The organism is Klebsiella sp. RC2, from assembly GCF_014192815.1.
GTDB classification, from domain to species: Bacteria; Pseudomonadota; Gammaproteobacteria; order Enterobacterales; family Enterobacteriaceae; genus Klebsiella; species Klebsiella variicola.
The window spans coordinates 658,169-681,513 of record NZ_JACHYL010000003.1 but is presented as its reverse complement, the minus strand read 5'-3'; the positions used below and the strand labels follow the sequence as shown (position 1 = coordinate 681,513).

The 23,345-nt window shown below is 62.8% G+C and carries 20 protein-coding genes and 1 pseudogene; 10 read left to right on the top strand and 11 right to left on the bottom strand.

Annotated features, from left to right (window positions below; genetic code table 11):
- Nucleotides 1-481: 481 nt before the first annotated feature.
- Nucleotides 482-1,228 (bottom strand): acid phosphatase PhoC, encoded by a 747-nt coding sequence (phoC, locus tag FHW76_RS12840; RefSeq protein ID WP_008807621.1) that lies wholly within the window; start codon nucleotides 1,226-1,228, stop codon nucleotides 482-484.
- A gap of 225 nt (nucleotides 1,229-1,453) precedes the next feature.
- Between phoC and selD the strand changes: the two genes are divergently transcribed.
- From selD to FHW76_RS12825, 3 genes are all read left to right on the top strand, one after another.
- Nucleotides 1,454-2,497: a selenide, water dikinase SelD gene (gene selD, locus FHW76_RS12835; RefSeq protein WP_012542093.1), complete on the top strand. Its 1,044-nt coding sequence runs from the start codon at nucleotides 1,454-1,456 to the stop codon at nucleotides 2,495-2,497.
- A gap of 4 nt (nucleotides 2,498-2,501) precedes the next feature.
- Nucleotides 2,502-4,448 carry a DNA topoisomerase III gene (locus FHW76_RS12830; protein ID WP_023297427.1) on the top strand — a complete coding sequence of 649 codons (1,947 nt, stop codon included), beginning with the start codon at nucleotides 2,502-2,504 and terminating at the stop codon, nucleotides 4,446-4,448.
- Nucleotides 4,449-4,618: 170 nt separating this feature from the next.
- Nucleotides 4,619-5,599, top strand: a complete 981-nt coding sequence (locus tag FHW76_RS12825) for an NAD(P)H-quinone oxidoreductase (protein ID WP_012968472.1) — start codon at nucleotides 4,619-4,621, stop codon at nucleotides 5,597-5,599.
- A 43-nt stretch (nucleotides 5,600-5,642) separates the two neighbouring features.
- On the opposite strand, the gene gdhA is transcribed toward FHW76_RS12825, so the two are convergent.
- Nucleotides 5,643-6,986, bottom strand: a complete 1,344-nt coding sequence (gene gdhA, locus FHW76_RS12820; protein WP_008807617.1) for an NADP-specific glutamate dehydrogenase — start codon at nucleotides 6,984-6,986, stop codon at nucleotides 5,643-5,645.
- A 182-nt stretch (nucleotides 6,987-7,168) separates the two neighbouring features.
- Nucleotides 7,169-7,579 carry a pyrimidine (deoxy)nucleoside triphosphate diphosphatase gene (locus FHW76_RS12815; RefSeq protein ID WP_016160747.1) on the bottom strand — a complete coding sequence of 137 codons (411 nt, stop codon included), beginning with the start codon at nucleotides 7,577-7,579 and terminating at the stop codon, nucleotides 7,169-7,171.
- A gap of 86 nt (nucleotides 7,580-7,665) precedes the next feature.
- On the opposite strand from FHW76_RS12815, the gene FHW76_RS12810 reads away from it, so the two are divergent.
- On the top strand, nucleotides 7,666-8,280 hold the full coding sequence (locus FHW76_RS12810) for a CDP-alcohol phosphatidyltransferase family protein (RefSeq protein ID WP_032735328.1): 615 nt from the start codon (nucleotides 7,666-7,668) through the stop codon (nucleotides 8,278-8,280).
- Nucleotides 8,281-8,331: 51 nt separating this feature from the next.
- Here the strand turns inward: FHW76_RS12810 and FHW76_RS12805 are convergent, their stop codons facing one another.
- The 8 genes and pseudogenes from FHW76_RS12805 to xthA form a co-directional block, all read right to left on the bottom strand.
- Nucleotides 8,332-9,639 (bottom strand): sulfurtransferase, encoded by a 1,308-nt coding sequence (locus FHW76_RS12805; protein WP_183476753.1) that lies wholly within the window; start codon nucleotides 9,637-9,639, stop codon nucleotides 8,332-8,334.
- A gap of 93 nt (nucleotides 9,640-9,732) precedes the next feature.
- A complete protein-coding gene (locus FHW76_RS12800) occupies nucleotides 9,733-10,365 on the bottom strand; it encodes an ATP-binding cassette domain-containing protein (protein WP_032735332.1) in 633 nt (210 codons plus the stop codon).
- A pseudogene (locus FHW76_RS12795) lies at nucleotides 10,365-11,907 on the bottom strand (ABC transporter permease subunit). The gene FHW76_RS12800 and the pseudogene FHW76_RS12795 overlap by 1 nt, the downstream one beginning before the upstream one ends.
- Entirely contained in the window at nucleotides 11,880-13,058 is a 1,179-nt protein-coding gene (locus tag FHW76_RS12790; RefSeq protein WP_012542085.1) for an ABC transporter substrate-binding protein, read from the bottom strand. Before FHW76_RS12790 ends, FHW76_RS12795 begins: the two are co-directional and overlap by 28 nt.
- Before the next feature lie 2 nt (nucleotides 13,059-13,060).
- Complete coding sequence (locus tag FHW76_RS12785; RefSeq protein ID WP_008807736.1) at nucleotides 13,061-13,621, bottom strand: carboxymuconolactone decarboxylase family protein; 561 nt, start codon at nucleotides 13,619-13,621, stop codon at nucleotides 13,061-13,063.
- Nucleotides 13,618-14,328, bottom strand: coding sequence for a TVP38/TMEM64 family protein (locus FHW76_RS12780; RefSeq protein ID WP_055323424.1), 711 nt, complete (start codon nucleotides 14,326-14,328; stop codon nucleotides 13,618-13,620). Before FHW76_RS12780 ends, FHW76_RS12785 begins: the two co-directional genes overlap by 4 nt.
- Nucleotides 14,315-14,971, bottom strand: a complete 657-nt coding sequence (locus FHW76_RS12775) for a TVP38/TMEM64 family protein (RefSeq protein WP_016160754.1) — start codon at nucleotides 14,969-14,971, stop codon at nucleotides 14,315-14,317. The genes FHW76_RS12780 and FHW76_RS12775 overlap by 14 nt, the downstream gene beginning before the upstream one ends.
- A 213-nt stretch (nucleotides 14,972-15,184) precedes the next feature.
- Nucleotides 15,185-15,991: an exodeoxyribonuclease III gene (gene xthA / locus FHW76_RS12770; RefSeq protein ID WP_012542081.1), complete on the bottom strand. Its 807-nt coding sequence runs from the start codon at nucleotides 15,989-15,991 to the stop codon at nucleotides 15,185-15,187.
- A gap of 438 nt (nucleotides 15,992-16,429) precedes the next feature.
- Between xthA and FHW76_RS12765 the strand changes: the two genes are divergently transcribed.
- The 6 genes from FHW76_RS12765 to spy all read left to right on the top strand — a co-directional run bounded on the left by FHW76_RS12765 (nucleotide 16,430) and on the right by spy (nucleotide 23,282).
- A complete protein-coding gene (locus FHW76_RS12765) occupies nucleotides 16,430-17,650 on the top strand; it encodes an aspartate aminotransferase family protein (protein WP_008807740.1) in 1,221 nt (406 codons plus the stop codon).
- Nucleotides 17,647-18,681 carry an arginine N-succinyltransferase gene (gene astA / locus FHW76_RS12760; protein ID WP_002901491.1) on the top strand — a complete coding sequence of 345 codons (1,035 nt, stop codon included), beginning with the start codon at nucleotides 17,647-17,649 and terminating at the stop codon, nucleotides 18,679-18,681. Before FHW76_RS12765 ends, astA begins: the two co-directional genes overlap by 4 nt.
- Nucleotides 18,678-20,156: a succinylglutamate-semialdehyde dehydrogenase gene (gene astD, locus FHW76_RS12755; RefSeq protein WP_012968462.1), complete on the top strand. Its 1,479-nt coding sequence runs from the start codon at nucleotides 18,678-18,680 to the stop codon at nucleotides 20,154-20,156. The genes astA and astD overlap by 4 nt, the downstream gene beginning before the upstream one ends.
- Nucleotides 20,153-21,478, top strand: a complete 1,326-nt coding sequence (astB, locus tag FHW76_RS12750) for an N-succinylarginine dihydrolase (protein WP_183476751.1) — start codon at nucleotides 20,153-20,155, stop codon at nucleotides 21,476-21,478. Before astD ends, astB begins: the two co-directional genes overlap by 4 nt.
- Before the next feature lie 9 nt (nucleotides 21,479-21,487).
- The gene (astE, locus tag FHW76_RS12745) at nucleotides 21,488-22,453 is read left to right on the top strand and encodes a succinylglutamate desuccinylase (protein WP_022065123.1); all 966 of its coding nucleotides are present in this window, start codon (nucleotides 21,488-21,490) and stop codon (nucleotides 22,451-22,453) included.
- 343 nt (nucleotides 22,454-22,796) lie between these two features.
- A complete protein-coding gene (spy, locus tag FHW76_RS12740; RefSeq protein WP_008807744.1) occupies nucleotides 22,797-23,282 on the top strand; it encodes an ATP-independent periplasmic protein-refolding chaperone Spy in 486 nt (161 codons plus the stop codon).
- Nucleotides 23,283-23,345 lie beyond the last annotated feature (63 nt).

Here is a 23,345-nt window from a genome sequence, read left to right as displayed (position 1 = left end):
GGCAGCCCGCATGGATGCGGGCTGAGGGCCGTGTTTTGCAGGGACGCTGCCTCGGCCCGACCCGAAGCCTGCAGGGATAAGTCGAAGGGACCGCGCAGCGGCGATTTTGCTGGCCGGAGCCCGGGGGTACAGGGGGGGGCGGCGACTGGCCGCCCCCTGTGCGCTCCCGGCGCCATGAGTGACATAACGCAGACGATTAACCGGGAGCGCAAACTACGCTGAAGCCACAGATAACATAAACAACCACACTGCAGTGCTTCCCCTCACCCTGGCCCTCTCCCGGAGGGAGAGGGAACCGTCCGGCTGGCCGCGCAAGCGCAGCGCCGCCGGGCGATGGAAGCAGGCTCGGAGCCGCATCTATGCCGGGTGGCAGCTCGCGCCTGACCCGGCCTACAACCCCTACCATTCGAATCAATCGCGGTTTTTGTCGCCCGGACAAGGCGCGCCAGGCGCCGCATCCGGGAGTTCAACGGCGATGACGTTACTTCTGCGTTTTGGCGAATTCGTCTTTGGCTTTCTGCAACTGCTGCTGGAAGGCCGGGTTGGTGTGCAGCGTAGCGACCACCGCGGAGCCGACGATGCGCGCCGCATCGACATCGCTCTGCCAGTGATAGCCGCAGATCACCCGGCTCTCGCCGAGCTCATAGCCGCGCTTCAAAATTTCATTTTGCCGCTGCGGGTTGATCTCCGCCAGCACCAGGGCGGTGGCCCAGCCGATAGAGGTATGCCCGGACGGGTAAGAGCCGTTTTTCGACAGCTTGTCCTGCTCGGTGGTGTTGCAGGTGGAGACGCCATAGAACGCAAACGGGCGAATGCGCATGTATTTCTCTTTCGCGCCGCGGGTCGCCAGATCGCCGGCGTCTTCAATCATATTGGTCAGCAGTTTGTGGAGCTGAGGCGCGTCTTTCTCGGTGATTGGGGAACCAAAGGCGCTGGAGAAGGCATTGGCCACGCCGCCCGCGCTGAGGTTGGCATCCTCTGCCGCCAGCTTCCCGCGCTCGGTATTGCGCAGCAGACGCCCCTGCTCATACATCGCCTGATCGTTTAAAAACGCGATACTGCCCACCGCCGGCGGCGGCGGCAACAGCGCCAGGCTGTCGATGGCCTGGGCATTGGTCAGATAGTAGAGATCGGGCTTGGTGGTGACATCGTTCCCGGGGGGAACCAGAGCAAAGGCGTTAACGGAGAAGAAACTGGCCAGGCAAAGGGCAAGAACACGCTTTTTCATTAGAATTTCCTTACGTCATAATCATTCCAGAGAAGACAGTTCTGTGTTGTCACATTTCTGTCATCTTTAAGTAAAAGTGAAAATGGTCGGGAAAAAATTGCCGTGTCTCGCAAAAACGGCTTTTTGTCTGCTTAATGAGCAACCATACGCGATTTCAGACTGTCGTACTTACCACCCTGGCGTTTGGGCGCTAACATAGCGGGATTGCAATGACAGGAGATGTCCATGAGCGAGCAAGCCATTCGTTTAACGCAATACAGCCACGGAGCCGGTTGTGGTTGTAAAATTTCCCCGAAGGTGCTGGAAACCATCCTGCATAGCGAGCAGGCGAAGTTTGTCGATCCGAACCTGCTTGTCGGCAACGAAACCAGCGACGATGCTGCCGTCTATGATCTTGGTAACGGCACGTCAATCGTTAGCACCACCGATTTCTTTATGCCGATTGTCGATAATCCGTTCGACTTTGGCCGCATCGCCGCCACCAACGCCATCAGCGATATTTTCGCCATGGGCGGGAAACCGATTATGGCGATTGCCATCCTTGGCTGGCCGATCAACACCCTGGCGCCGGAAATTGCCCGTGAAGTGGTGGAGGGCGGGCGCTTTGCCTGCCAGCAGGCCGGGATCGCGCTGGCGGGCGGCCATTCCATTGACGCTCCGGAGCCGATCTTCGGTCTGGCGGTCACCGGCGTGGTGCCCACCGAGCGCATCAAGAAAAACAGCACTGCGCAGGCGGGTTGCAAACTGTATCTCACCAAACCGCTGGGGATCGGTGTGCTGACCACCGCGGAGAAAAAATCGCTGCTCAAGCCAGAGCATCAGGGACTGGCGACTGAAACCATGTGCCAGATGAACCTCGCCGGCGCCGCGTTTGCCGCCATCGACGGGGTGAAGGCGATGACCGACGTCACCGGCTTTGGCCTGCTCGGCCATCTTAGCGAGGTGTGCCGCGGGGCCGGCGTGCAGGCGCAGCTGCGCTATGCCGATATCCCAAAACTGCCGGGGGTGGAAGGCTATATTGCCGCCGGCGCGGTGCCGGGCGGCACCGGGCGCAACTTTGCCAGCTACGGCCATCTGATGGGCGAGATGCCGGCGGAGTGGCGGGACCTGTTGTGCGATCCGCAGACCTCCGGCGGCCTGCTGCTGGCGGTGACTCCGGAAGCGGAAGCCGAAGTCCAGGCCGCTGCGGCGGAGTTCGGCATTAAGCTGGCCGCCATCGGCGAGCTGGTCACCGCCCGCGGCGGACGACCCATGATCGAGATCCGTTGATTCGATGCGGTTGTTTATTGCGGAAAAACCGAGTCTCGGTCGGGCTATCGCCGATGTGTTGCCTAAACCGCACCGCAAAGGCGATGGCTATATTGAGTGCGGCAACGGGCAGGTGGTCACCTGGTGTATCGGCCATCTGCTGGAGCAGGCGCAGCCGGACGTCTATGACAGCCGCTATGCCCGCTGGAATCTCACCGACCTGCCGATTGTGCCGGAGAAATGGCAGCTACAACCCAAACCCTCGGTCACCAAACAGCTCAATGTGATCAAGCGTCTGCTTGGCGAGGCGCAGGAAGTGATCCATGCCGGCGACCCCGACCGTGAGGGGCAGCTGCTGGTGGACGAAGTACTCGATTACCTGCAGCTGGCGCCGGAGAAGCGTCAGCAGGTGCAGCGCTGTCTGATTAACGATCTCAACCCGCAGGCGGTGGAGCGGGCGATCAATCGCCTGCGCGCCAACAGCGAGTTCGTGCCGCTCTGCGTGTCGGCGCTGGCGCGGGCGCGTGCCGACTGGCTGTACGGCATCAATATGACCCGCGCCTATACTCTGCTGGGGCGCAACGCCGGCTATCAGGGGGTACTGTCCGTGGGGCGGGTGCAGACCCCGGTACTTGGCCTGGTGGTTCGCCGTGATGAAGAGATTGAAAACTTCGTCGCCAAAGACTTCTTCGACGTGAAGGCGCATATCGTCACGCCGCAGGAGGAACGTTTTGTCGCCACCTGGGTGCCAAGCGAAGCCTGCGAACCTTATCAGGATGAAGAAGGGCGTCTGCTGCATCGTCCACTGGCTGAGCACGTGGTTAAGCGCATCGAAGGCCAGCCGGCGCTGGTGACCGGCTATAACGATAAGCGCGATTCCGAACCCGCGCCGCTGCCGTTCTCGCTGTCGGCGCTACAGATTGAGGCGGCCAAACGTTTCGGCTTCAGCGCGCAAAACGTGCTGGATATCTGCCAGAAGCTGTACGAAACCCACAAGCTCATTACCTACCCGCGTTCGGATAGCCGCTACCTGCCGGAAGAGCACTTCGCCGGCCGTCATGCGGTGCTGAATGCGATTGCCGTCCATGCGGCGGACCTGCTGCCGCAGCCGGTGATGGATCCGGAGATCCGCAACCGCTGCTGGGATGATAAAAAGGTCGATGCGCACCATGCGATTATCCCGACCGCCCGCAGCAGCCAGGTCAAGCTCACCGATAACGAAGCGAAGGTCTACCACCTGATCGCCCGGCAGTATCTGATGCAGTTCTGCCCGGACGCGGTGTTCCGCAAATGCCAGATTGACCTCGAGATCGCTAACGGCAAGTTTGTCGCCAAGGCGCGTTTTCTGGCAGAGGCTGGCTGGCGGACGCTGTTGGGCAGCAAAGAGCGCGATGAAGAGAACGACGGCACGCCGCTGCCGGTGGTGGCCAAAGACGATGAACTGCTGTGCGAGAAGGGCGAAGTGGTGGAGCGTCAGACGCAGCCGCCGCGCCACTTCACCGACGCCACGCTGCTGTCGGCGATGACCGGGATTGCCCGTTTCGTGCAGGATAAAGATCTGAAGAAGATCCTCCGCGCCACCGACGGTCTCGGCACAGAAGCGACCCGTGCCGGGATTATCGAGCTGCTGTTCAAGCGCGGTTTCCTGACCAAAAAGGGGCGTTATATCCACTCCTCGGACGCTGGCCGGGCGCTGATTCACTCCCTGCCGGAGATGGCCGCGCGTCCGGATATGACCGCCCACTGGGAATCGGTCCTGACGCAGATCAGCGAAAAGCAGTGCCGCTATCAGGACTTTATGCAGCCGCTGGTGGGGACGCTGTTCCAGCTGATCGATCAGGCGCGGAGCACGCCAGTGCGCCAGTTCCGCGGCCTGGCCGCGCCAGCCGGGGCGAAAAAATCCTTCACTAAAGGTAAAGGCAAGCCGAAAGGGAAAAAAGCGGCAGACGATGCTGCGCCGCCGCCGCAGTAACCCGCCGGTGGTCGCGAGGATGCGAATCCCCGCGGCCACCGCTTCTCCGCCAGCCAGGTCAATGGTCTACACTAAACAGCCGGGCAGGGCTTGACGACTTCCCCCCTGAATGCGTCTTCGCGCTTGCCGATAATGTTGCTCATTTCTCTCACCGGCGATAAGGAGGACCCGTGAAATATATCGCTATTAGCCAACCGGGCGGCCCGGAGGTATTGCAGATCCGCGAAGGAGAAATCCCTGCTATTGGGGAGAATGAGGTGCTCATTGAGGTGAAAGCCGCCGGCGTCAACCGGCCGGATATCCTGCAGCGCCAGGGGCTGTACCCTATGCCCAAGGGCGTCACCCCCGTACCTGGCCTGGAGGTGGCGGGCGTTGTGGTTGAGGTCGGCGCGCAGGTCACAGCGTTTACGCCCGGCGATCGCGTTTGTGCGCTCACCAACGGCGGCGGCTATGCCGAATACTGCGCCGTGCCGGCAGGCCAGACGCTGCCGATCCCGGCGGGCCTCAGCTTTAGCGAAGCGGCCGCCATTCCGGAAACGTTCTTCACCGTCTGGGCGAATGTCTTCCAGCTGGGTAAGCTGCAGCCTGGCGAAAGCATCCTGATCCACGGCGGCGCCAGCGGGATTGGCACCACCGCGGTCCTGCTGTGCCACGCGCTGGGGATGACCGTCTATGCCACCGTTGGCCAGGACGAAAAAATCGCTGCCCTACGTCCCTATGCTACGGCGATTAACTACAAAACCGATGATTTTGCGGAAAAAATCGGCCAGCTGACCCACGATGAAGGCGTGGATGTCATTCTGGATATCGTTGGCGGCCCTTACTTTAACCGCAACCTTGGGATACTGAAAAAGGATGGACGGCTGGTGATCATCGGCTTTATGGGCGGACGAATCGCTCATGAGGTTGATATTCAGACCCTGATGCTCAAGCGAGCCACCATCACCGGCTCAACCATGCGCGGCCGGACGGCGGCGGAGAAACAGGAGATTGCCGAGGCGCTGCGGCGCCACGTCTGGCCGCTGCTTGAGGCAGGGAAATGCAAGCCGATGATCTACGCCAGCTACCCGATGGCGGAGGTTGCCGAGGCCCATGCTTGTCTGGACAGTGGTCAGCATCTGGGGAAAGTGGTGATCACGATGACGTCGTGAGACGCATCCCGGCGGGCAGCCGCCGGGATGGAGTCAGGGGAAGTTAAATCACGCCCTGGGCCAGCATGGCATCCGCGACTTTCACGAAACCGGCGATATTCGCACCGCGCACGTAGTTGGTCTGCTTCGCTTCGCCGCCGTACTGCACGCAAGCGTGGTGGATATCCAGCATGATGTGATGCAGACGGGCATCCACTTTTTCCGCTTTCCAGCCCATGCGCGCGGCGTTCTGCGCCATCTCCAGACCGGAAGTCGCCACGCCGCCGGCGTTGGCCGCTTTGCCCGGGGCAAACAGCACGTCAGCTTCCAGGAACAGGTCGGTTGCGGCGATGGTGGTCGGCATGTTGGCGCCTTCCGCCACGGCCTTCACGCCATTGGCAATCAGCTGGCGGGCGGCATCGACGTCCAGTTCGTTCTGGGTCGCGCAAGGCAGGGCGATATCCACCGGCACTGACCACGGCTGCTGGCCTTCAAGATAGGTGAGGCCAAATTCGCGGGCGTAGTCGGCCACGCGGCCATGGGCACGCTCTTTAATGTCGATCAGGCGGGCCAGTTTTTCTTTGGTGAAGCCCGCTTCGTCAACGACGGTGCCGTTGGAGTCGGAGGCGGTGACCACCCGCGCGCCAAGCTCCATCGCTTTCTCAATGGCGTATTGCGCGACGTTGCCGGAGCCGGAAACCGCCACGCGAGCGCCTTCGAAGCCGAGACCGTGACGTTTGAGCATCGCTTCGGTGAAGTAGATCAGACCGTAACCGGTGGCTTCCGGACGGATCAGGCTGCCGCCAAAGGAGAGGCCTTTACCAGTAAAGACGCAGGCGCTGTTGTTGGAGAGCTTGCGCATCATCCCGGCCATAAAGCCGACTTCGCGGCCGCCGACGCCGATATCGCCCGCCGGTACGTCGGTATCCGGGCCAAGGTGGCGATAGAGCTCGGTCATCAGCGCCTGGCAGAAGCGCATCACTTCGCCATCGCTCTTGCCTTTAGGATCGAAATCGCTGCCGCCTTTCCCGCCGCCCATCGGCAGGGTGGTCAGGGCGTTTTTGAAGGTCTGCTCGAAGCCAAGGAATTTGAGAATCGACAGGTTAACCGACGGGTGGAAACGCATCCCGCCTTTATACGGGCCGATGGCCGAGTTGAACTGCACGCGCCACGCGCGGTTGACCTGGACCTGATTGCGGTCATCCACCCACACCACGCGGAACTGGATCACGCGCTCCGGTTCCACCAGACGTTCCAGCAAAGCAAGCTGACGATAGCGCGGATTTTCCTCAAGGAAAGGCCACAGGGTGGTCATCACCTCCCGGACGGCTTGAGCAAATTCGGTTTGATGAGGATCGCGCTGTTGAACGCGGGTGAGAAAGCCTTCCAGAGTGCACGTCTGATCCATAGATATAAGTTCCCCTTATGGTTGTGGTTGCATGTATTTATTATGATTCGGTCCTTGAAAAAACCGATTTTCCGACTATAACACCGCTAATCCTTAGGCAAGCAAGGAAAAATTAAGCCGACAACAAAATTTATAATTGTCCGCCCGTCATAACTAAAAACGATGACGAGGCGGCGGGCGGATCAGCGGCCGGAAAGGGTCGGGCGCTGGGCGATAAAGGCATGCAGCAGAGGAATATCGGCCGGGGCGAGATCGAGGGTTAAGGCGTCAGCGGGCAGGCACCAGCGCAGCTGAGTGTGATAGTGGGCCAGCGGTATGCCCTGAAAGTGCGGCACCCACCAGGCGTGCAGATGGATCTGGCGGCCGGAGACTTCCCGCTGATGGCTGGCGATATAGCATGCCGGGTGGGCGATGATGCCCATCTCCTCCTGTAGCTCGCGGGCCAGCGCCTGCGGCTGGCTTTCACCAGGCTCCACTTTGCCGCCAGCGAACTCCCACATCCCCGGCTGGTCGGCGTGGGGCGGACGCTGCGCCAGCAGAATCTGGCCATCCTGTTCAATAATGGCTGCGACAACATCAATCATTTTTAGCATAAGCATCAAGGTGAATAAGACGAATCTGGCCTATTATCACCGCCATAGACCTTGACTGACAACCGCCAACCCTGCTGGAGACCTCCGTGCTTGATAGCCACCTGCATCCGCGCCTCAAACCCCTGCTTAATGCTGTCGCCGGCGCGCTTGACCGCCCGGGTATTTCACCGGACGGGCTGACGCTCCTCGGTTTTGCCATCGGCGTGCTGGCTCTACCCTTTCTGGCGCTGGGGTGGTATAGCGCGGCGCTGGTCGCTATTCTCTTCAACCGCCTGCTGGATGGTCTGGACGGCGCTCTGGCGCGGCGGCGCGGGCTCACGGACGCGGGGGGCTTTCTCGATATCGCACTGGATTTTCTCTTCTACGCCCTGGTGCCGTTCGGCTTTATTCTGGCAGATCCGCTGAACAATGCCCTGGCGGGGGCCTGGCTGCTGTTTGCCTTTATCGGCACCGGCAGCAGCTTTCTCGCTTTTGCCGCACTGGCGGCCAGGCATCAGATCGCCAATCCCGGCTACGCCCATAAATCGCTGTACTATCTTGGGGGCCTGACGGAGGGGACGGAGACCATCCTGTTGTTTGTCCTCGGCTGCCTGTTTCCGGCGCATTTCGCCTGGCTGGCGTGGCTGTTTGGCGCGCTGTGCTGGCTGACGACGGCGACGCGCATCTGCAGTGGCTACCAGACCTTAAAGCGGGTGGTGTGAGCGGGAAAGCGCGCGTCGCCGGCTGGGGGCGACGCGCTGAGGCGGGGCGAGTTACTGACTGCTTTCCGGGCCGCGCGCTCCGCGGGCGACCGGATTGTGCGGGTTGCTGCTCCATTCGTACCAGCCGCCGTCGTACACCGCGACGTGCGGCCAGCCCATGGCGCGGGCATACATAAAGGTTTCCGAGGCCCGCCAGCCGGTCCCGCAATAGAACGCCACCTGCTGGCTCGGCAGAATGTTCCACTGGCGCCACAGCGTAGCGATATCGTCAGCGCTGCGCATGGTGCCGTCCGGGTTATGGAAGTCTTCCATGTGCGTGGAGTCGCTCCCGGCGTGGCCCCAGCGGGCGCCAGCGATGTCACCCTTCGGCTTGATATAGCTGTAGCCGCTGGTGGTGCCGATAAACTCCGGCCACGAGCGGACGCTGACCAGCGAGGCGTCCTGACGATGCAGCAGCCCGCGGGCTTGTTCGGTATCCAGCATCAGCTGCGGCTGGCCGGGGATCGGCGCGCCGAAGTCCTGCGCCGGCTGCTGCGCCGGCGGCATGCCGCGCTCGACCGGCAGCCCGGCGTCGGACCAGGTCTGCCAGCCGCCGTCAAGCAGGCGCACGTCTTTGACCCCGGCGTACAGCATGATCTGCGCCACCCGCGCTGCGGCGTAGACGTCGCGACCGTAGAGGATCACCGTGGTGTCATGCCGGATGCCGTGCTTCGCCAGCATCGCTTTCAGCTGTGCGTCGGACACTTTATTCCACAGCGGTTCGCTTTCCACCTCATTGGTATCGATATAGCCCGCACCAGGGATATGGCTCAGCAGATAGAGTTTCGGCGCTCCCCATGCGGCTTCGAACACTTTCCAGTCGCCGGTCGGGGCGGCGGCTACGCGTTTTCCCTGCTGCAGGTCGTGCAGCCACTGGGGGTAGACCAGCTGTTCAAAGTGCGTCAGCTTTTGCAGGCGGTCGGTCTGGCTCAGCGCATCGCTCAGGGTGCTGAGCCGGGTGAAGCCCGCTTGTTTCAGCCGCGCCGCGACGCTGGCATTATCTTCCGGGTTGCCGTACAGCGCGACGGGGGTATCCGGCTGGATCTGGTGCTGCTTAGCCCAGGCGCGGAGCTGATCGTCGCTCATGGCGCCGAGCCAGCGGGCGGAAAGATTCAGGGCCTGCGGCTCATGACCTTCGGGGCCGTTGGCGCGCTGCGGCCAGCCGTTGTAATAAGCGCTCAGGCGGGTGTCAATGGCCACGCCGTGCTGCTGTTGCAGGTGGGAGAGAGTGAGCGCTGGCATGGTTTCAGCGGCGCAGGTGGTGGAAGCAGCAAGCCCCATAAGCAGGGCGAGTGCGGTCAATTGAGAAACACGTTTCATCGAAATGCCCGACGGTAAAAAGTGGAGGGCGTATTCTCCGCTCGCCAGGCGCCGATTTCTTTGCGGTAACGCAGGTTTGCACGCTATTGCTCTTCATTGCCAGGTCTCCATCGCCAGGCAGCGTCCCGCCGGCGGACCGTCCTCGCGATCGTGGGTCACCAGGATCGCCGGAATGGCCTGGCAGGCCAGTTCCTCAAAAACCCAGCGGCGGAACGCGGCGCGCAGGGTGGCATCCAGACGGCTGAAGGGTTCATCGAGCAGCAGCGCCTCGGGGCGCGCCAGCAGGGCGCGCAGCAGGCTCACCCGCGCCCGCTGCCCGCCGGAGAGCGTGGCCGGGTCGCGTGGGGCGAAGCCATGCAGCCCGGCGCGGCTGAGCGCTTGCTCCACTGCGGCTTTTCGCGCCTCGCCGCGCACACTCTCCGGCAGCGCCAGCTGTAAATTTTGCCCGACGCTGAAATGGTCGAACAGTAACGGGTCCTGAAACAGGATGCCGATGCGTCGATGCTCCGTCGGCAGCGTATCGCAGCGACGTCCATTGAGCCACAGCTCGCCCTCGGCGCGGAAGTCGCCGGCCAGGGCGCCAATCATCCAGGCAAACAGCGTCGATTTTCCGCTACCGGAGGGGCCCATCAGCGTCAGCACTTCTCCAGGCGCCACCGAAAAGGCGACCTCCCGCAGCAGCGGCTGACGTTTCACGCTCAGGGTCAGATGGTTTACGGTTAGCACTAGCGAAGTCCTCGCCGATAGCGGCCCGCCAGCCAGGCGAGAAGGGCCGTCAGGGTAAAGCATACCGCCGGCAGCAGTAATTGCCACAGCGCCTGGGCGGCGAGCGTCTGCACCTCGCCGCCGCTGCTGAGCGCCACCGCCTGACTGGTGAGCGTCGGGATACGGCCTGCCCCCAGCCATAGCGTCGGCAGATACTGCGCGATGCTCACGGAAAAGCCCACCGCCAGCGCGGTCAGCAGCGGGCGGGTCAGCGAGGGCAGGGTCAGCAGCCAGAAAATACGCGTGGGCCCCCAGCCGAGCGTGCGGGCGATTACCGCCATCCGCGGGTCGCGCTGGCGCCAGGCCGGGCGCAAAATAAACAGCATCCATGGCACCACCCACAGCAGATGGCCCCACAGGACGGTCCACCATTCGCCGTCTAGCCAGGCGTACAGCGCCAGCCGGTACTGGCCAGCGGCCAGCGGCCAGCGGCAGGGCCGGGAGGACCAGCGGCAGCCAGACCCAGCCATCTCCCCGCGTCGGGCCGCAGGCCAGCCACAGCAGGCAGACAGCCGCGCCGAGGGCGCAGGCCGCCAGCGCCAGGCCAAGGCTGTTGCCGAGGGCATCCATCTGCGGTGGCGCTGAGCGCGCCAGCCCCGCCAGCAATAGCGCGCCCAGCAGACCGCTCAGCGGCAGCAGCGCCGCCAGCAGGCGGCCGGGCAGGGCATGAGGATGAGGGTGACGAATACCGCGCAGATTGGGCTGGTACTGGCGCTGTATCCGCCACCCTCCCCAGGCCACCAGCGCCAGCCCGCCGAGGATCGTCATCAGTAACAGGCTGGCCAGCGCCCCTTTGGCCTGCTGCAGGTCATCGCCCTGGCTTAACCACTGCCACGCCAGCACGGCGAGAGTGGGCGGATTGCCGGGCCCCAGCACCAGGGCGACATCGACCGCCGACAGACTCCAGGCGGTGGCGGCCAGCAGCACCATGCCGAGGGCGGGCAGCAGGGCGGGCAGCACCAGCCAGCGCAGGCACTGCCAGCGGCCGTAGCCGAGGCTCTTCAGCGCGGTCGCCTGGTCGGCGAGGCGTTTCTCCCCCAGCAGGCCATAGATCACCCACAGCACAAAGGCGCTCTCTTTCAGGGCCATCGTCAGGCCAAGCCCGATGCCATACCGGTCGACCGGCGGCGTCAGAAGCGGCAGCCACTGCCAGATCCAACCCCCTTCGGCGAACAGCAGCAGCGCCGCCGTCGCCAGGGCAAGATGGGGTACCGCCAGCAGCAGCGGCAGACGGGAAGCCAGTCGCCGCCAGCGGAGCGAGGGCCAGAGGGCAGCGACGACGGTCAGGGCGATCAGCAGCGCGCCGCCGACGGACAGCAGCGTCGAGACGAGCGTGGCGGCCAGCGCCTGGCCCAGCTGCGGGTCGGCGAACAGCGCCCGCCAGTGGGCCGGGGAGCGCGCAGCGCCCACCAGTTCCCCGGCGGCGGGGAGCAACGGCAGATAGATCGCCGCCATCGTCCCCCAGGCCAGCAGGATCAGTGGGTACCGTAGCGGCGCAGCCATTCCTGCTCCAGCGCGTCAACCCATGCCGCGTGCGGCTCGGCAAGCACCGGCGGTAGATCCTGCGGCACGGTAGCCGCCAGCGCCTGACGCTGGCCGTCAGGCAGACGCTGCGGGTCCAGTACGCTCGGATCGCCCCAGACGGCGGCATCGGCCTTGCGCAGCTGCGCTTCAGGCGAGAGCAGGAAATTGGCCACCACTTTGGCGCCAGCGACGGCGCGGGCGTTAGCCGGGATGGTAACGAAATGGACGTTGCCGAGGGTCCCCGCGGTGAAGCCGAAGCTGTAGCTGTCCGTCGGTAATTCGCCGCTGGCGGCTTTCTGCCGGGCGTGCAGCGGGTTAAACGTGAGTGATAAGCGGAGGGTGCCATTGTTGAGCATGGTATCCATCCGTGCCGGCGACGCCGGGAAATCCTTGCCCGCCCGCCACAGGGCCGGGTGCAGCGCATCGAGATAGCGCCACAGCGGGGCCGTGACCGCCGCGAAGGTCGCCGTCTGCGGCGGCTGGCGCAGGGCGGCCGGCTGGTCGGTGAGGGCGATCAGCAGTTGCTCCAGCAGGGCGGTGCCGGTGAAGTCCGGCGGCCGCGGGTAGGTCACGCTGCCGGGATGGGCTCTGGCGAAGGCCAGCAGCGCCTGCGGGCTGGTGGGCGGCTGCGGCGTTTGCCCGCGGCGGGCGATAAACGTCAGCTGGGCGCTGCCCCACGGCGACTCCGTACCGTCGGTGGCGACAGAAAAGTCCTCCCGAACCGGCTTTTGCAGATCGACAAAGCGCCAGTTGGGCAGCGATTCGGCCCAGCCGGTGAGCAGCAGGTTGGCCTGCTTAAGCGTGCGAAAGTTTTCGCCGTTGATCCACAGCAGATCCACCGACCCGCCCCGGCGACGGCCGGCCTGCGCCTCGCTCTGGATGCGTTTCACTGCGTCGGCGGCGTCGGCGATGGGGACAATACGCAGGTCGATCGCGTAGTGGCGTTTGACCTCCTCGCTGACCCACGCCAGATAGCGGTTGACGGCCGGGTCCCCGCCCCAGGCGTTAAACCAGACGGTCTGCCCGCGGGCTTCCGTTTGGATCTGCCGCCAGCTGTCGTTGGCATTAACCGCCAGCGGCCAGAGCAGCAGCAGGCACAGACAGAGGCTGAAATCACGCAAACGGCGCATCGTTACTCCTTATTCTGCGGGGAAGAGGTGGGCATCTGACACAACCCCTGGGCCGGGATCGCCATCGCGGCATTGAACCGCGCTGATAAATTTTGCAGGCCGATCAGGGCGGTCAGCTCGGTGAGCGCCCTGGCGTCAAAATGCGCGGCCATCGCGCTGCGCAGGGCATCATCCACCTCCGGCGGCGTCTGGGTGGCGGCTTCGGCATAGGCCAGCGCCAGACGCTCTTTTTCGCTGAACAGCGTACTGCTGCGCCAGTCGGCGACCGCCAGCAGCTTGTCCTGGCTGCCGCTCCGCGCCGCGAGGGTCATGCTGGTGATATCGATACAGAATTCACAGTGGCACAGTTGGGCGATGCGGGCGCTGACCAGCGACCGCAGCACCGGATCCAGCGGCGAGCGGCGGCGTTCAATGTAGCCCACGAACAGCGAAACCAGGTAAAACAGCCATGGGATCCGTCCCCACCAGCGAATGGGGCTCAGCACCTGGCCGTAATGCCGGCGGTGCAGCCAGGCCTGCGGACGAAGGATCAGGGGGACAGAATCCAGCGGGGGTAAGCTCATGGCGACGATCTCTTATGACGTTCACGGTAAATATTTTTGGCGATAGAGATGACCACCGCCAGGGTAAAAAGCAGCGAAAGCCCGGTGGCCAGCCAGAAGGTGCCCCCGGTGAGCAGACTCCCGGCCCAGGAATAAACGATAGTCGCCGGCAGCTGGCCCACGCCGGTGGCCAGCATAAAGGGCCAGAAGCGCAGCGAGGTTAGTCCGGCGGCATAGCTGACCGGGTCAAACGGCACAAACGGCAGCAGGCGGCAGACCAGGATCGTCTGCGGGCCAAAGCGAGTGAAATAGCCGTCGACGCTGCGCAGCACCGCGCGGCCGGTGAGTTTTTCCACCACTTCGCGCCCCAGCGCTCTGGCGATGCAGAAGCAGAGCCCGGCCCCGACCATGGCGCTGAACCACGACAGCGCACCGCCCCAGAAGGCGCCGAACAGGGCGGCGTTCGCCAGGGTAATCAGGAAAGCCGGCAGCGGAGCGACGATCGCCTGGAGGATCATCAGCGCAAATGAGACCAGCGCGGCCTGCGGCCCCCAGGCGGCGATAAACCCTCTGACCTGCTGCGGATCCAGGGAGGCTAACGCCGTCAGACTCTGCTGCAGAAAGGCACGCCCGCCGGGGAACCACCACCAGGCGGCCAGCCCGGCGACGGCCACCACGGCAAGGGCCAGCCGGGCGCGGCGCAGGTGACGGCGATCAGGTTGGGTCATGGCGTACCTCCTCGCCGGGCGTTGCCATACGGCGGGCGCGGGCAAACCGTTTGCCCATCTGCACCAGGGCAAACAGCAGCCCGCCGGCGAGGCTCAGTTTGAGCGCGAAGGCGAGAGTTACGCCCTCGCGGGCCAGCTCGCTGGCCATTACCGAATAGATGACCAGGCCCGGCAGGGTGGTCACGGCGGAGATCAGGGTAAAGAGCCAGAAAGGGATCGCCGTCAGGCCGTAGGCGTAATTCTGAATGTTGTAGGGAAAGAGCGGCACCAGGCGGGTGAGGATCAGGAAATCGCAGCCGCTGCGGGCGATACCGCGCTCAATCGCCTGAAAGGCTGCGGTATGGCCCACATAGCGCTGCAGCAGGTCACGCCCAAGCCAGCGGGCGATTAAAAACGACAGCGCGGAGGCGAGGGTGGCGGCGGCAAACGAGAGCAGGGAGCCTGTCAGCGGGCCGAAGAGCATCCCGCCGGCGATCACCAGCAGGCTGCCGGGGATCAGACACAGGGTGGCAATGATAAACAGCGCGACATAGACCAGATATCCCCAGGCGCCCTGATGGCGCAGGGTGTCCTGAAGCAGATGAAGGTGAGTCAGCAGATCGTGGAGACCGACGCGATGGCTGATAACGGCCAGCGTGGCCACCAGCGCGAGAAGTCCCAGCCCTTTACCAATGGCCGGATGACGGCTTCTTTTGCATGAGGGGTGCTCCTGTACAGTCTGGACGCAGTGGACATCAAAAAGTGCGCGCGACAGTATCCTGTTCCGACGACCGTCACAATGGTTTACCGTCGCTTTGTTGATTTTGCTCAGGAAATTCTGCCCCCCGCACCGCGGGAGGCGAGAGAAGGGCGTAAATTATGGCCGGAAGGTGGCCCACACCGGCGCGTGGTCGGACGGTTTTTCCATTCCGCGGATCTCATAATCGATTCCGGTCTCCACGCAGCGCTGGGCCAGAGGCTGGCTGGCCAGCAGCAGGTCGATGCGCAGCCCGCGGTTATCGTCGAAGCCTTTGGAGCGGTAATCGAACCACGAGAAGTGCTCCTGATTGTCCGGATTAGCCTGACGCCAGGTATCCACCAGGCCCCAGCCCAGCAGGCGATCCATCCACTCCCGCTCTTCCGGCAGGAAGGAACATTTGCCGGTACGCAGCCAGCGTTTGCGGTTCTCTTCACCAATACCGATATCGAGATCGGTGGGACTGATGTTCATATCGCCCATGATCAGCACCGGATTCTCTTTGTTGAGTTCGGTCTCCAGATAGTTCTGCAGATTCTGATAGAACGCCGCTTTGGCCGGGAATTTGGTTTCATGATCGCGGCTTTCACCCTGTGGGAAATAACCGTTAATCACCGTGACGTTGCCGAAAGGCGACGGGATCTCCGCCATGATGATGCGGCGCTGAGCCTCTTCGCCATCGTCCGGGAAACCGCGGCGGACGGCAATCGGCGTCTCTTTGGTCAGCAGCGCGACGCCATAATGGCCTTTTTGTCCATGATAAAAGACGTTATAGCCGAGTTTGGCGACCTCTTCGAGAGGGAACATATCGTCGTGAACTTTGGTTTCCTGCAGGCCAATCACGTCCGGCTGGTGTTTTTCGACGATGGCGGCCAGTTGGTGTGGGCGGGCGCGCAGGCCGTTGATATTAAAAGAGACGAATTTCATAGTCGCTGCCACTGTGCAAGGTGAATAGTGCAGGGATGGTAGCAGAAATTCGCCTGGCTGGCTGCCACCGGATGCGTCATTCTGCCAATCGCTGCGCATGAGCGTGCCGTAGTTGCCCCTTTTACGGGCATGCCGCGCCAAAAAAGGGCAAATATCTACGATAAATTTCGCAGAGGATCACAATTACAGAATTATATCTTACCGTTGCATAACTTATCTTCTTTAATCACTGTTTATCCCCCTTTATCGGATACTTATTCACTAAATATGCATTTTATGTGAATGGCATTCGGCTGTAACTCCTTGATTCTGCGTTATCTCAACCGGTTTATGCATTTTTATCGCTGGCTGGCACGAACCGTGCAATCTACATTTACAGCGTAATAACTCATATTTATTAACATTATTGCTACTTTTAATTTACCGGAAGAGGTCGATATGTCTCAGTCAATTACGCGTAACCACTTTGATGAATGGATGATGCCGGTCTACGCGCCAGCGGCGTTTATTCCGGTGCGGGGCGCCGGGTCGCGGCTGTGGGATCAGCAGGGCAAAGAGTATATCGATTTTGCCGGCGGCATCGCCGTGAACGCGCTGGGGCACGCCCATCCGCGTCTGGTGCAAGCCCTGACTGACCAGGCCAGCAAATTCTGGCATACCGGCAACGGCTACACCAATGAGCCGATCCTGCGTCTGGCCAAAATGCTTATCGATGCCACCTTCGCCGACCGGGTCTTCTTCTGTAACTCCGGCGCTGAGGCCAATGAGGCGGCGCTCAAGCTGGCGCGTAAATATGCCCACGATCGCTTTGGCAGTGAGAAAAGCGGCATCGTCGCTTTCCAGAACGCCTTCCACGGGCGGACGCTGTTCACCGTTTCGGCGGGCGGTCAGCCGGCCTACTCCCGGGATTTTGCCCCGCTGCCGCCACAGATCCAGCATGCGGTGTTTAACGATCTCGAGTCGGCAAAGGCCTTAATCAATGACCAAACCTGCGCGGTGATCGTCGAGCCGGTGCAGGGCGAAGGGGGCGTGGTGCCGGCCAGCGGCGAGTTTTTACGCGGCCTGCGCCAGCTTTGCGACCAGCACAACGCTCTGCTGATTTTCGATGAAGTGCAGACCGGGGTCGGGCGCACCGGCGAGCTGTATGCCTATATGCACTACGGCGTGACGCCCGATGTGCTGACCACCGCCAAAGCGCTGGGCGGCGGTTTCCCTATCGGCGCGCTGCTGGCGACAGAGGCCTGCGCCAGCGTGATGACCGTCGGTACCCACGGCACCACCTACGGCGGCAACCCGCTGGCCGGGGCGGTGGCCGGCGAGCTGCTGTCGATCGTCAACACCCCGGAAGTCCTCTCCGGCGTCAGACAGCGCCACCAGTGGTTTTGCGAGCGTCTGCAGGCGATCAACGCCCGCTATGGTCTGTTCAAGGAGATCCGCGGCCTGGGACTGCTGCTCGGCTGCGTACTGAACGACGCCTGGGCCGGGAAGGCGAAAACGCTCAGCAACCTGGCGGCGGAAGAGGGGGTGATGATCCTGATCGCCGGCGCTAATGTGGTGCGTTTTGCGCCGGCGCTGAACGTCAGTGAAGAAGAGGTGAATAGCGGGCTGGATCGCGTCGAGCGGGCCTGCGCGCGTTTCGTGGCAGGAGTCTCATCATGATGGTTATTCGACCGGTGGAGCCGGGCGATTTGCCCGGGCTGCTGAAGCTGGCAGCGGAGACCGGCGGCGGGCTGACCTCGCTGCCGGTGGATGAAGCGACCCTCGCGGCGCGGATCGCCCGCTCGCAGCAGACCTGGCGCGGCGAGCTACCGAAAAGCGAGCAGGGCTATGTCTTTGTGCTGGAGGAGAGCGAAAGCGGCGCGGTGGTGGGCATCTGCGCGATCGAGGTGGCGGTGGGGCTCAACGATCCCTGGTATAACTACCGGGTCGGCACCCAGGTCCATGCCTCGAAGGAGCTCAACGTCTATCAGGCGTTGCCGACGCTGTTTCTCAGCAACGACCATACCGGCAGCAGTGAGCTGTGTACCCTGTTCCTCGACCCGCAGTGGCGCAAAGAGGGCAATGGCTATCTGCTGTCGAAATCGCGCTTCTTATTTATGGCCGCCTTTCGCGAGCGCTTCAATGAGAAGGTGGTCGCCGAGATGCGCGGGGTGATTGACGAGCAGGGCTACTCGCCGTTCTGGGAGAGCCTGGGCAAACGCTTTTTCGCCATGGAGTTTTCCCGCGCCGACTACCTGTGCGGCACCGGACAGAAGGCTTTCATTGCCGCCCTGATGCCCAAGCATCCGCTGTATATCGATTTCCTTTCCCCTGAGGCGCAGGCGGTGATCGGCAAGGTTCATCCGCAGACCGCCCCGGCCCGGACGGTGCTGGAGAAAGAGGGGTTCCGCTACCTGAACTACATCGATATTTTCGACGGCGGCCCGACTCTGGAGTGCGACATCGACCGGGTGCGGGCGATCCGCAAAAGCCGTCTGGTGACCACCGAGGCCGGTGAAACCCCACCCGGTGACTGGCCGCTATGCCTGGTGGCGAATGAACAGTATCACCAGTTCCGCGCTCTGCTGGTGCATGCCGACCCGGATGGCGACACCCTGACCCTCAGCGCCCGCGAACTGGATATGCTGAAGTGTCATGCCGGCGACCAGGTGCGCATGGTGCGCCTGATCCCTGAGGAGAAAACCGCATGAGTCTGTGGATTAATGGCGAGTGGCGACCCGGTCGTGGGCCAGGTTTCAGTAAACAGGATCCGGTTAACCTGAAGGTTGTGTGGCAGGGCGAAGCGGCGGATGCCGGGCAGGTTGCTGAGGCGGTGGCGGCTGCCCGCCAGGCGTTCCCGGCCTGGGCGCGGCTGCCGTTTGCCGCCCGTCAGGCGATCGTTGAAAAGTTTGCCGCCCTGCTGGAGGCCAGTAAGGCGGAGCTGACGGCGATGATCGGCGCCGAGACCGGAAAGCCGCGCTGGGAGGCGGCCGGGGAAGTGACGGCGATGATCAACAAGGTGGCGATCTCGGTGAAGGCCTACCACGTCCGCACCGGCGAACAGCACAGCGATCTGCCCGACGGCGCCGCCACGCTGCGTCACCGGCCGCACGGCGTGCTGGCGGTGTTTGGCCCCTATAACTTTCCCGGCCATCTGCCGAACGGGCACATCGTACCGGCGCTGCTGGCGGGCAATACTGTGGTCTTTAAACCCAGCGAACTCACCCCGTGCAGCGGCGAAGCGGTGGTGAAACTATGGCAGCAGGCCGGCCTGCCCGCCGGGGTGCTCAACCTGGTGCAGGGCGGTCGGGAAACCGGCGAGGCGCTCAGCGGTCAGGCGGATATCGACGGGCTGCTGTTTACCGGCAGCTCAACCACCGGTTTTCATCTGCATCGCCAGCTGGCCGGGCAGCCGCAGAAGATCCTCGCGCTGGAGATGGGCGGCAATAACCCGCTGATCGTCGACGATCCGCGGGACGTGGATGCCGCGGTGCATCTGACCATCCAGTCCGCCTTTATTACCGCCGGCCAGCGCTGCACCTGCGCCCGCCGTCTGCTGGTCCGGCGCGGCGAGGCGGGCGATGCCTTCCTCTCCCGGCTGGTGACGGTGAGCCAGCGGCTGATCCCGGCGGCGTGGGACGCCGAGCCGCAGCCGTTTCTCGGCGGGCTCATCTCTGAACCGGCTGCGCAGAAAGTGCATCAGGCCTGGCTGCAGCGGGTCGCCGCTGGCGCGGTCACGCTGCTGGAGCCACGTTTATTGCAGGCCGGAACGTCGCTGCTAACGCCGGGGATTGTCGACATGAGCGACGTGGCCAATGTTGAAGATGAAGAGGTGTTTGGCCCGCTGCTTGGCGTCTGGCGCTACGACACGTTCGAGGAGGCGATTGCCTTAGCCAACGCCACCCGCTTCGGCCTCTCCTGTGGGTTAATCTCTCCGGAACGGGAGAAGTTTGATCGACTGCTGCTCGAGGCGCGGGCAGGGATAGTCAACTGGAACAAACCGCTGACCGGGGCGGCGAGTACCGCGCCGTTCGGCGGCACCGGGGCGTCCGGTAACCATCGTCCGGGGGCCTGGTATGCCGCCGATTATTGCGCCTGGCCGATGGCCAGCCTTGAATCGCCGACCCTGACGCTGCCCGCCAGCCTGAACCCGGGGCTCGACTTTCTGGCCGGGGAGGCGTCATGACCGCCCGCGAAGTCAACTTTGACGGTCTGCCCGGGCTGACCCATCACTACGCCGGGCTCTCCTTTGGCAACGAGGCTTCCACCCGGCACCGCCACCGGGTGTCGAACCCGCAGCTGGCGGCAAAGCAAGGGCTGAAAAAAATGAAAGCCCTCGCCGACGCCGGCTACCCGCAGGCAGTGATCCCGCCGCACGAGCGACCGAACGTGCCGCTCCTGCGCCAGCTGGGCTTTAGCGGCGGCGATGAGCAGGTGGTGGCCCGGGCGGCGCAGCAGGATCCGGATCTGCTGTCGGCGGTAAGTTCGGCCTCGGCGATGTGGGTGGCGAACGCGGCGACGGTCTGTCCCTCCGCCGATTCGCTGGATGGCCTGGTGCACCTGACGGTGGCAAATCTGCAGGATAAATTCCACCGCGCCAGCGAAGCACCGACCACAGAGGCGCTGCTGCAGGCGATATTCCCCGACCGCACGCGATTTGCCATCCACCCGGCGCTGCCCGCCTCGGCCTGGTTTGGCGACGAAGGGGCGGCGAACCATAACCGTCTCGGCGGCGAGTATGGCGCCCCCGGCGTCCAGCTCTTTGTCTGTGGCCGCCGCCGGGGGAGCGAGGAGGCCCCGCGTCGCTATCCGGCGCGGCAAACCCTTGAGGCCAGCCAGGCGGTAGCGCGCCTCAATCAGGTCAATCCCCGTCAGCTGATCTTCGCCCGCCAGCATCCGACGGCGATCGACACGGGGGTTTTTCATAACGATGTTATCGCGGTGAGCAACCGTCAGGTCCTGTTCTGCCATGAGCAGGCCTTTGCCGACCAGACCGCGCTTCTCCAGCAGCTGGCACAGCGGGTGCCGGATTTTACGCCGCTGGTGGTCCCCGCCAGTCGGGTCACGGTGGCAGAGGCGGTTGCCACCTATCTGTTCAACAGCCAGCTGCTGAGCCGGGCGGATGGCAGCATGGCGCTGATCCTGCCCCACGAAGCGCAGGAGCATGCCGGCGTCTGGGAATACCTCAATGAGCTGCTGGCCGGGGACAACCCCATCGCCGCGCTACAGGTGTTCGATCTGCGCGAGAGTATGGCCAACGGCGGCGGTCCGGCGTGCCTGCGCCTGCGGGTGGTGTTGACGGCCGAGGAGTATCAGGCGGTCAATCCGCACGTCCTGATGAACGATACGCTGTTTGCCACCCTCAATGACTGGGTGGATCGCTACTATCGCGATCGCCTTACCCAGGCCGACCTCGCCGACCCGCAACTGCTGCGGGAAGGGCGTGACGCGCTGGATCGGTTGACCCAGATCCTGCAGCTCGGTTCGGTTTATCCATTTCAGCAATAAGGGGGCGCGGTGGAACATTTTCTGGCATTAACCCTGGCGGGGCGTTTGCCCCACCATTTTCACGGCGAGACGGCGCACTTTCGCTGGCACTGGTTGGGAGAAGGGATCCTCGAGCTGACGCCGCATGCGCGCTGCGAGCGCGGGCTGGTACTCTCCTGCGCCATTCATGGCAACGAAACGGCACCGGTGGAGATAGTCGACCACCTGGTGCAGCGACTGGTCCGGGAGGCACTCCCGCTGCGCTGGCGGTTGCTGGTGATCGTTGGCAACCCACCGGCGCTGCGGGCGAATAAGCGCTATCTGCACAGTGATATGAACCGGATGTTTGGCGAGCGCTGGCGGCAGTTTCCGCTCAGTGAGGAGACGCAGCGGGCGCAGCGGCTGGAGCAGGCGGTGGCCCGCTTCTATCGCGACCACGATGGTCCTCGTTGGCACCTCGATCTGCATACCGCGATCCGCGGGTCGCTACATCCGCGCTTCGGCGTGCTCCCGGCCCGCGATACGCCGTGGGAGGAGGATTTTCTTCACTGGCTGGGCGGCGCCGGGCTGGAGGCGCTGGTGTTTCATCGTCAGCCAGGCGGGACCTTTACCCACTTCAGCTGCGAACGGTTCGCGGCGCTGGCCTGCACCCTTGAGCTGGGCAAAGCGCTGCCGTTGGGTGAAAACGATCTGACGCAGTTTGCCGCCGCCGAAGGCGCGCTTTCCCGGCTGCTGGTGGGGGATCTGGCCATTGCCGACGCCCCGGCGCCGCTGCGCTACCGGGTGGTACAGCAGATCACCCGCCATAGCGATGATTTCCACTTGCATATGGCGGATCAGACGCTGAACTTCACCCCCTTCGAACCCGGCACGCTGCTGGCGGAGGAGGGCGAGACGCGGTATGTGGTGGGGCCTGAGCCGGAGTATGTCCTGTTTCCCAATCCGACGGTGGCTAAGGGACTGCGCGCCGGCCTGATGCTGGAGAAATTATCCTGAGGGCAAGCCGTCCGCCGGGCGGCCTGCTTTATTTCGCGCGTCTTTTTTCACCATCTTATTTTTTCGTGCGCCAGTGTAAATTTGCAGATTATTCCTGGTAAAATGCTTTGTTTTTAATCTCCCCTCCTTTATACTCTCCATAATTTCTCTGAAAAACAGTAGGTTATTTATTTTTTATTGCAATTCTTCGGCTAAATTCCTTATTTTCTCCATAATTGGCGAGAAACTGTTTTTTACACTTTCATTGTTTTACTCTTGCTCTGACTAATTGACGATTAACGTCGTAAAGTTAATCTCGTCAACACGGCAACGCGCCGTAAGAATAACGTAAAGTAAGGATTGAATGATGAAGAAACTCACTGCACTGTTTGTTGCCTCTACTCTGGCTCTGGGCGCGGCTAACCTGGCACACGCCGCCGATACCACCACCGCGCCGAGCGACAGCAAGCCGATGATGATGCATCATAAAGGCGGCCCGGGTCAGCATGACATGATGTTTAAAGGCCTGAACCTGACCGATGCGCAGAAGCAACAGATCCGCGACATCATGAAGAGCCAGCGTGAGAACATGAAGCGTCCGTCCCTCGACGAACGCCGCGCGATGCACGATCTGATCGCCAGCGACACCTTCGATAAGGCGAAAGCGGAAGCGCAGATCGATAAGATGGAAGCGCAGCATAAAGCGATGGCGCTGTCCCGCCTGGAAACGCAGAACAAGATCTACAACATTCTGACTCCAGAGCAGAAAAAACAGTTCAATGCTAATTTTGAGAAGCATCTGACAGAACGCAACGCGCCGGCAGGTAAAATGCCTGCACCTGCTGAATAATGTAGCGAACTGAATCAAGACCGCCGGTCTTGCCCAATAATGCCATCAGGCGTTGGGCAGGGC

Excerpts from the sequence above, each read along its gene's own strand:
- FHW76_RS12815 (WP_016160747.1), bottom strand. The coding sequence starts at position 7,579 with ATGCTAAAAATGATTGATGTTGTCGCAGCCATTATTGAACAGGATGGC.
- FHW76_RS12785 (WP_008807736.1), bottom strand. The coding sequence starts at position 13,621 with ATGAGCTTACCCCCGCTGGATTCTGTCCCCCTGATCCTTCGTCCGCAG.
- FHW76_RS12765 (WP_008807740.1), top strand. The coding sequence starts at position 16,430 with ATGTCTCAGTCAATTACGCGTAACCACTTTGATGAATGGATGATGCCG.
- astA (WP_002901491.1), top strand. The coding sequence starts at position 17,647 with ATGATGGTTATTCGACCGGTGGAGCCGGGCGATTTGCCCGGGCTGCTG.
- astD (WP_012968462.1), top strand. The coding sequence starts at position 18,678 with ATGAGTCTGTGGATTAATGGCGAGTGGCGACCCGGTCGTGGGCCAGGT.
- FHW76_RS12790 (WP_012542085.1), bottom strand. The coding sequence starts at position 13,058 with ATGCGCCGTTTGCGTGATTTCAGCCTCTGTCTGTGCCTGCTGCTGCTC.
- FHW76_RS12805 (WP_183476753.1), bottom strand. The coding sequence starts at position 9,639 with ATGAAACGTGTTTCTCAATTGACCGCACTCGCCCTGCTTATGGGGCTT.
- FHW76_RS12830 (WP_023297427.1), top strand. The coding sequence starts at position 2,502 with ATGCGGTTGTTTATTGCGGAAAAACCGAGTCTCGGTCGGGCTATCGCC.
- FHW76_RS12780 (WP_055323424.1), bottom strand. The coding sequence starts at position 14,328 with ATGACCCAACCTGATCGCCGTCACCTGCGCCGCGCCCGGCTGGCCCTT.
- gdhA (WP_008807617.1), bottom strand. The coding sequence starts at position 6,986 with ATGGATCAGACGTGCACTCTGGAAGGCTTTCTCACCCGCGTTCAACAG.
- spy (WP_008807744.1), top strand. The coding sequence starts at position 22,797 with ATGATGAAGAAACTCACTGCACTGTTTGTTGCCTCTACTCTGGCTCTG.
- selD (WP_012542093.1), top strand. The coding sequence starts at position 1,454 with ATGAGCGAGCAAGCCATTCGTTTAACGCAATACAGCCACGGAGCCGGT.
- astB (WP_183476751.1), top strand. The coding sequence starts at position 20,153 with ATGACCGCCCGCGAAGTCAACTTTGACGGTCTGCCCGGGCTGACCCAT.
- xthA (WP_012542081.1), bottom strand. The coding sequence starts at position 15,991 with ATGAAATTCGTCTCTTTTAATATCAACGGCCTGCGCGCCCGCCCACAC.
- phoC (WP_008807621.1), bottom strand. The coding sequence starts at position 1,228 with ATGAAAAAGCGTGTTCTTGCCCTTTGCCTGGCCAGTTTCTTCTCCGTT.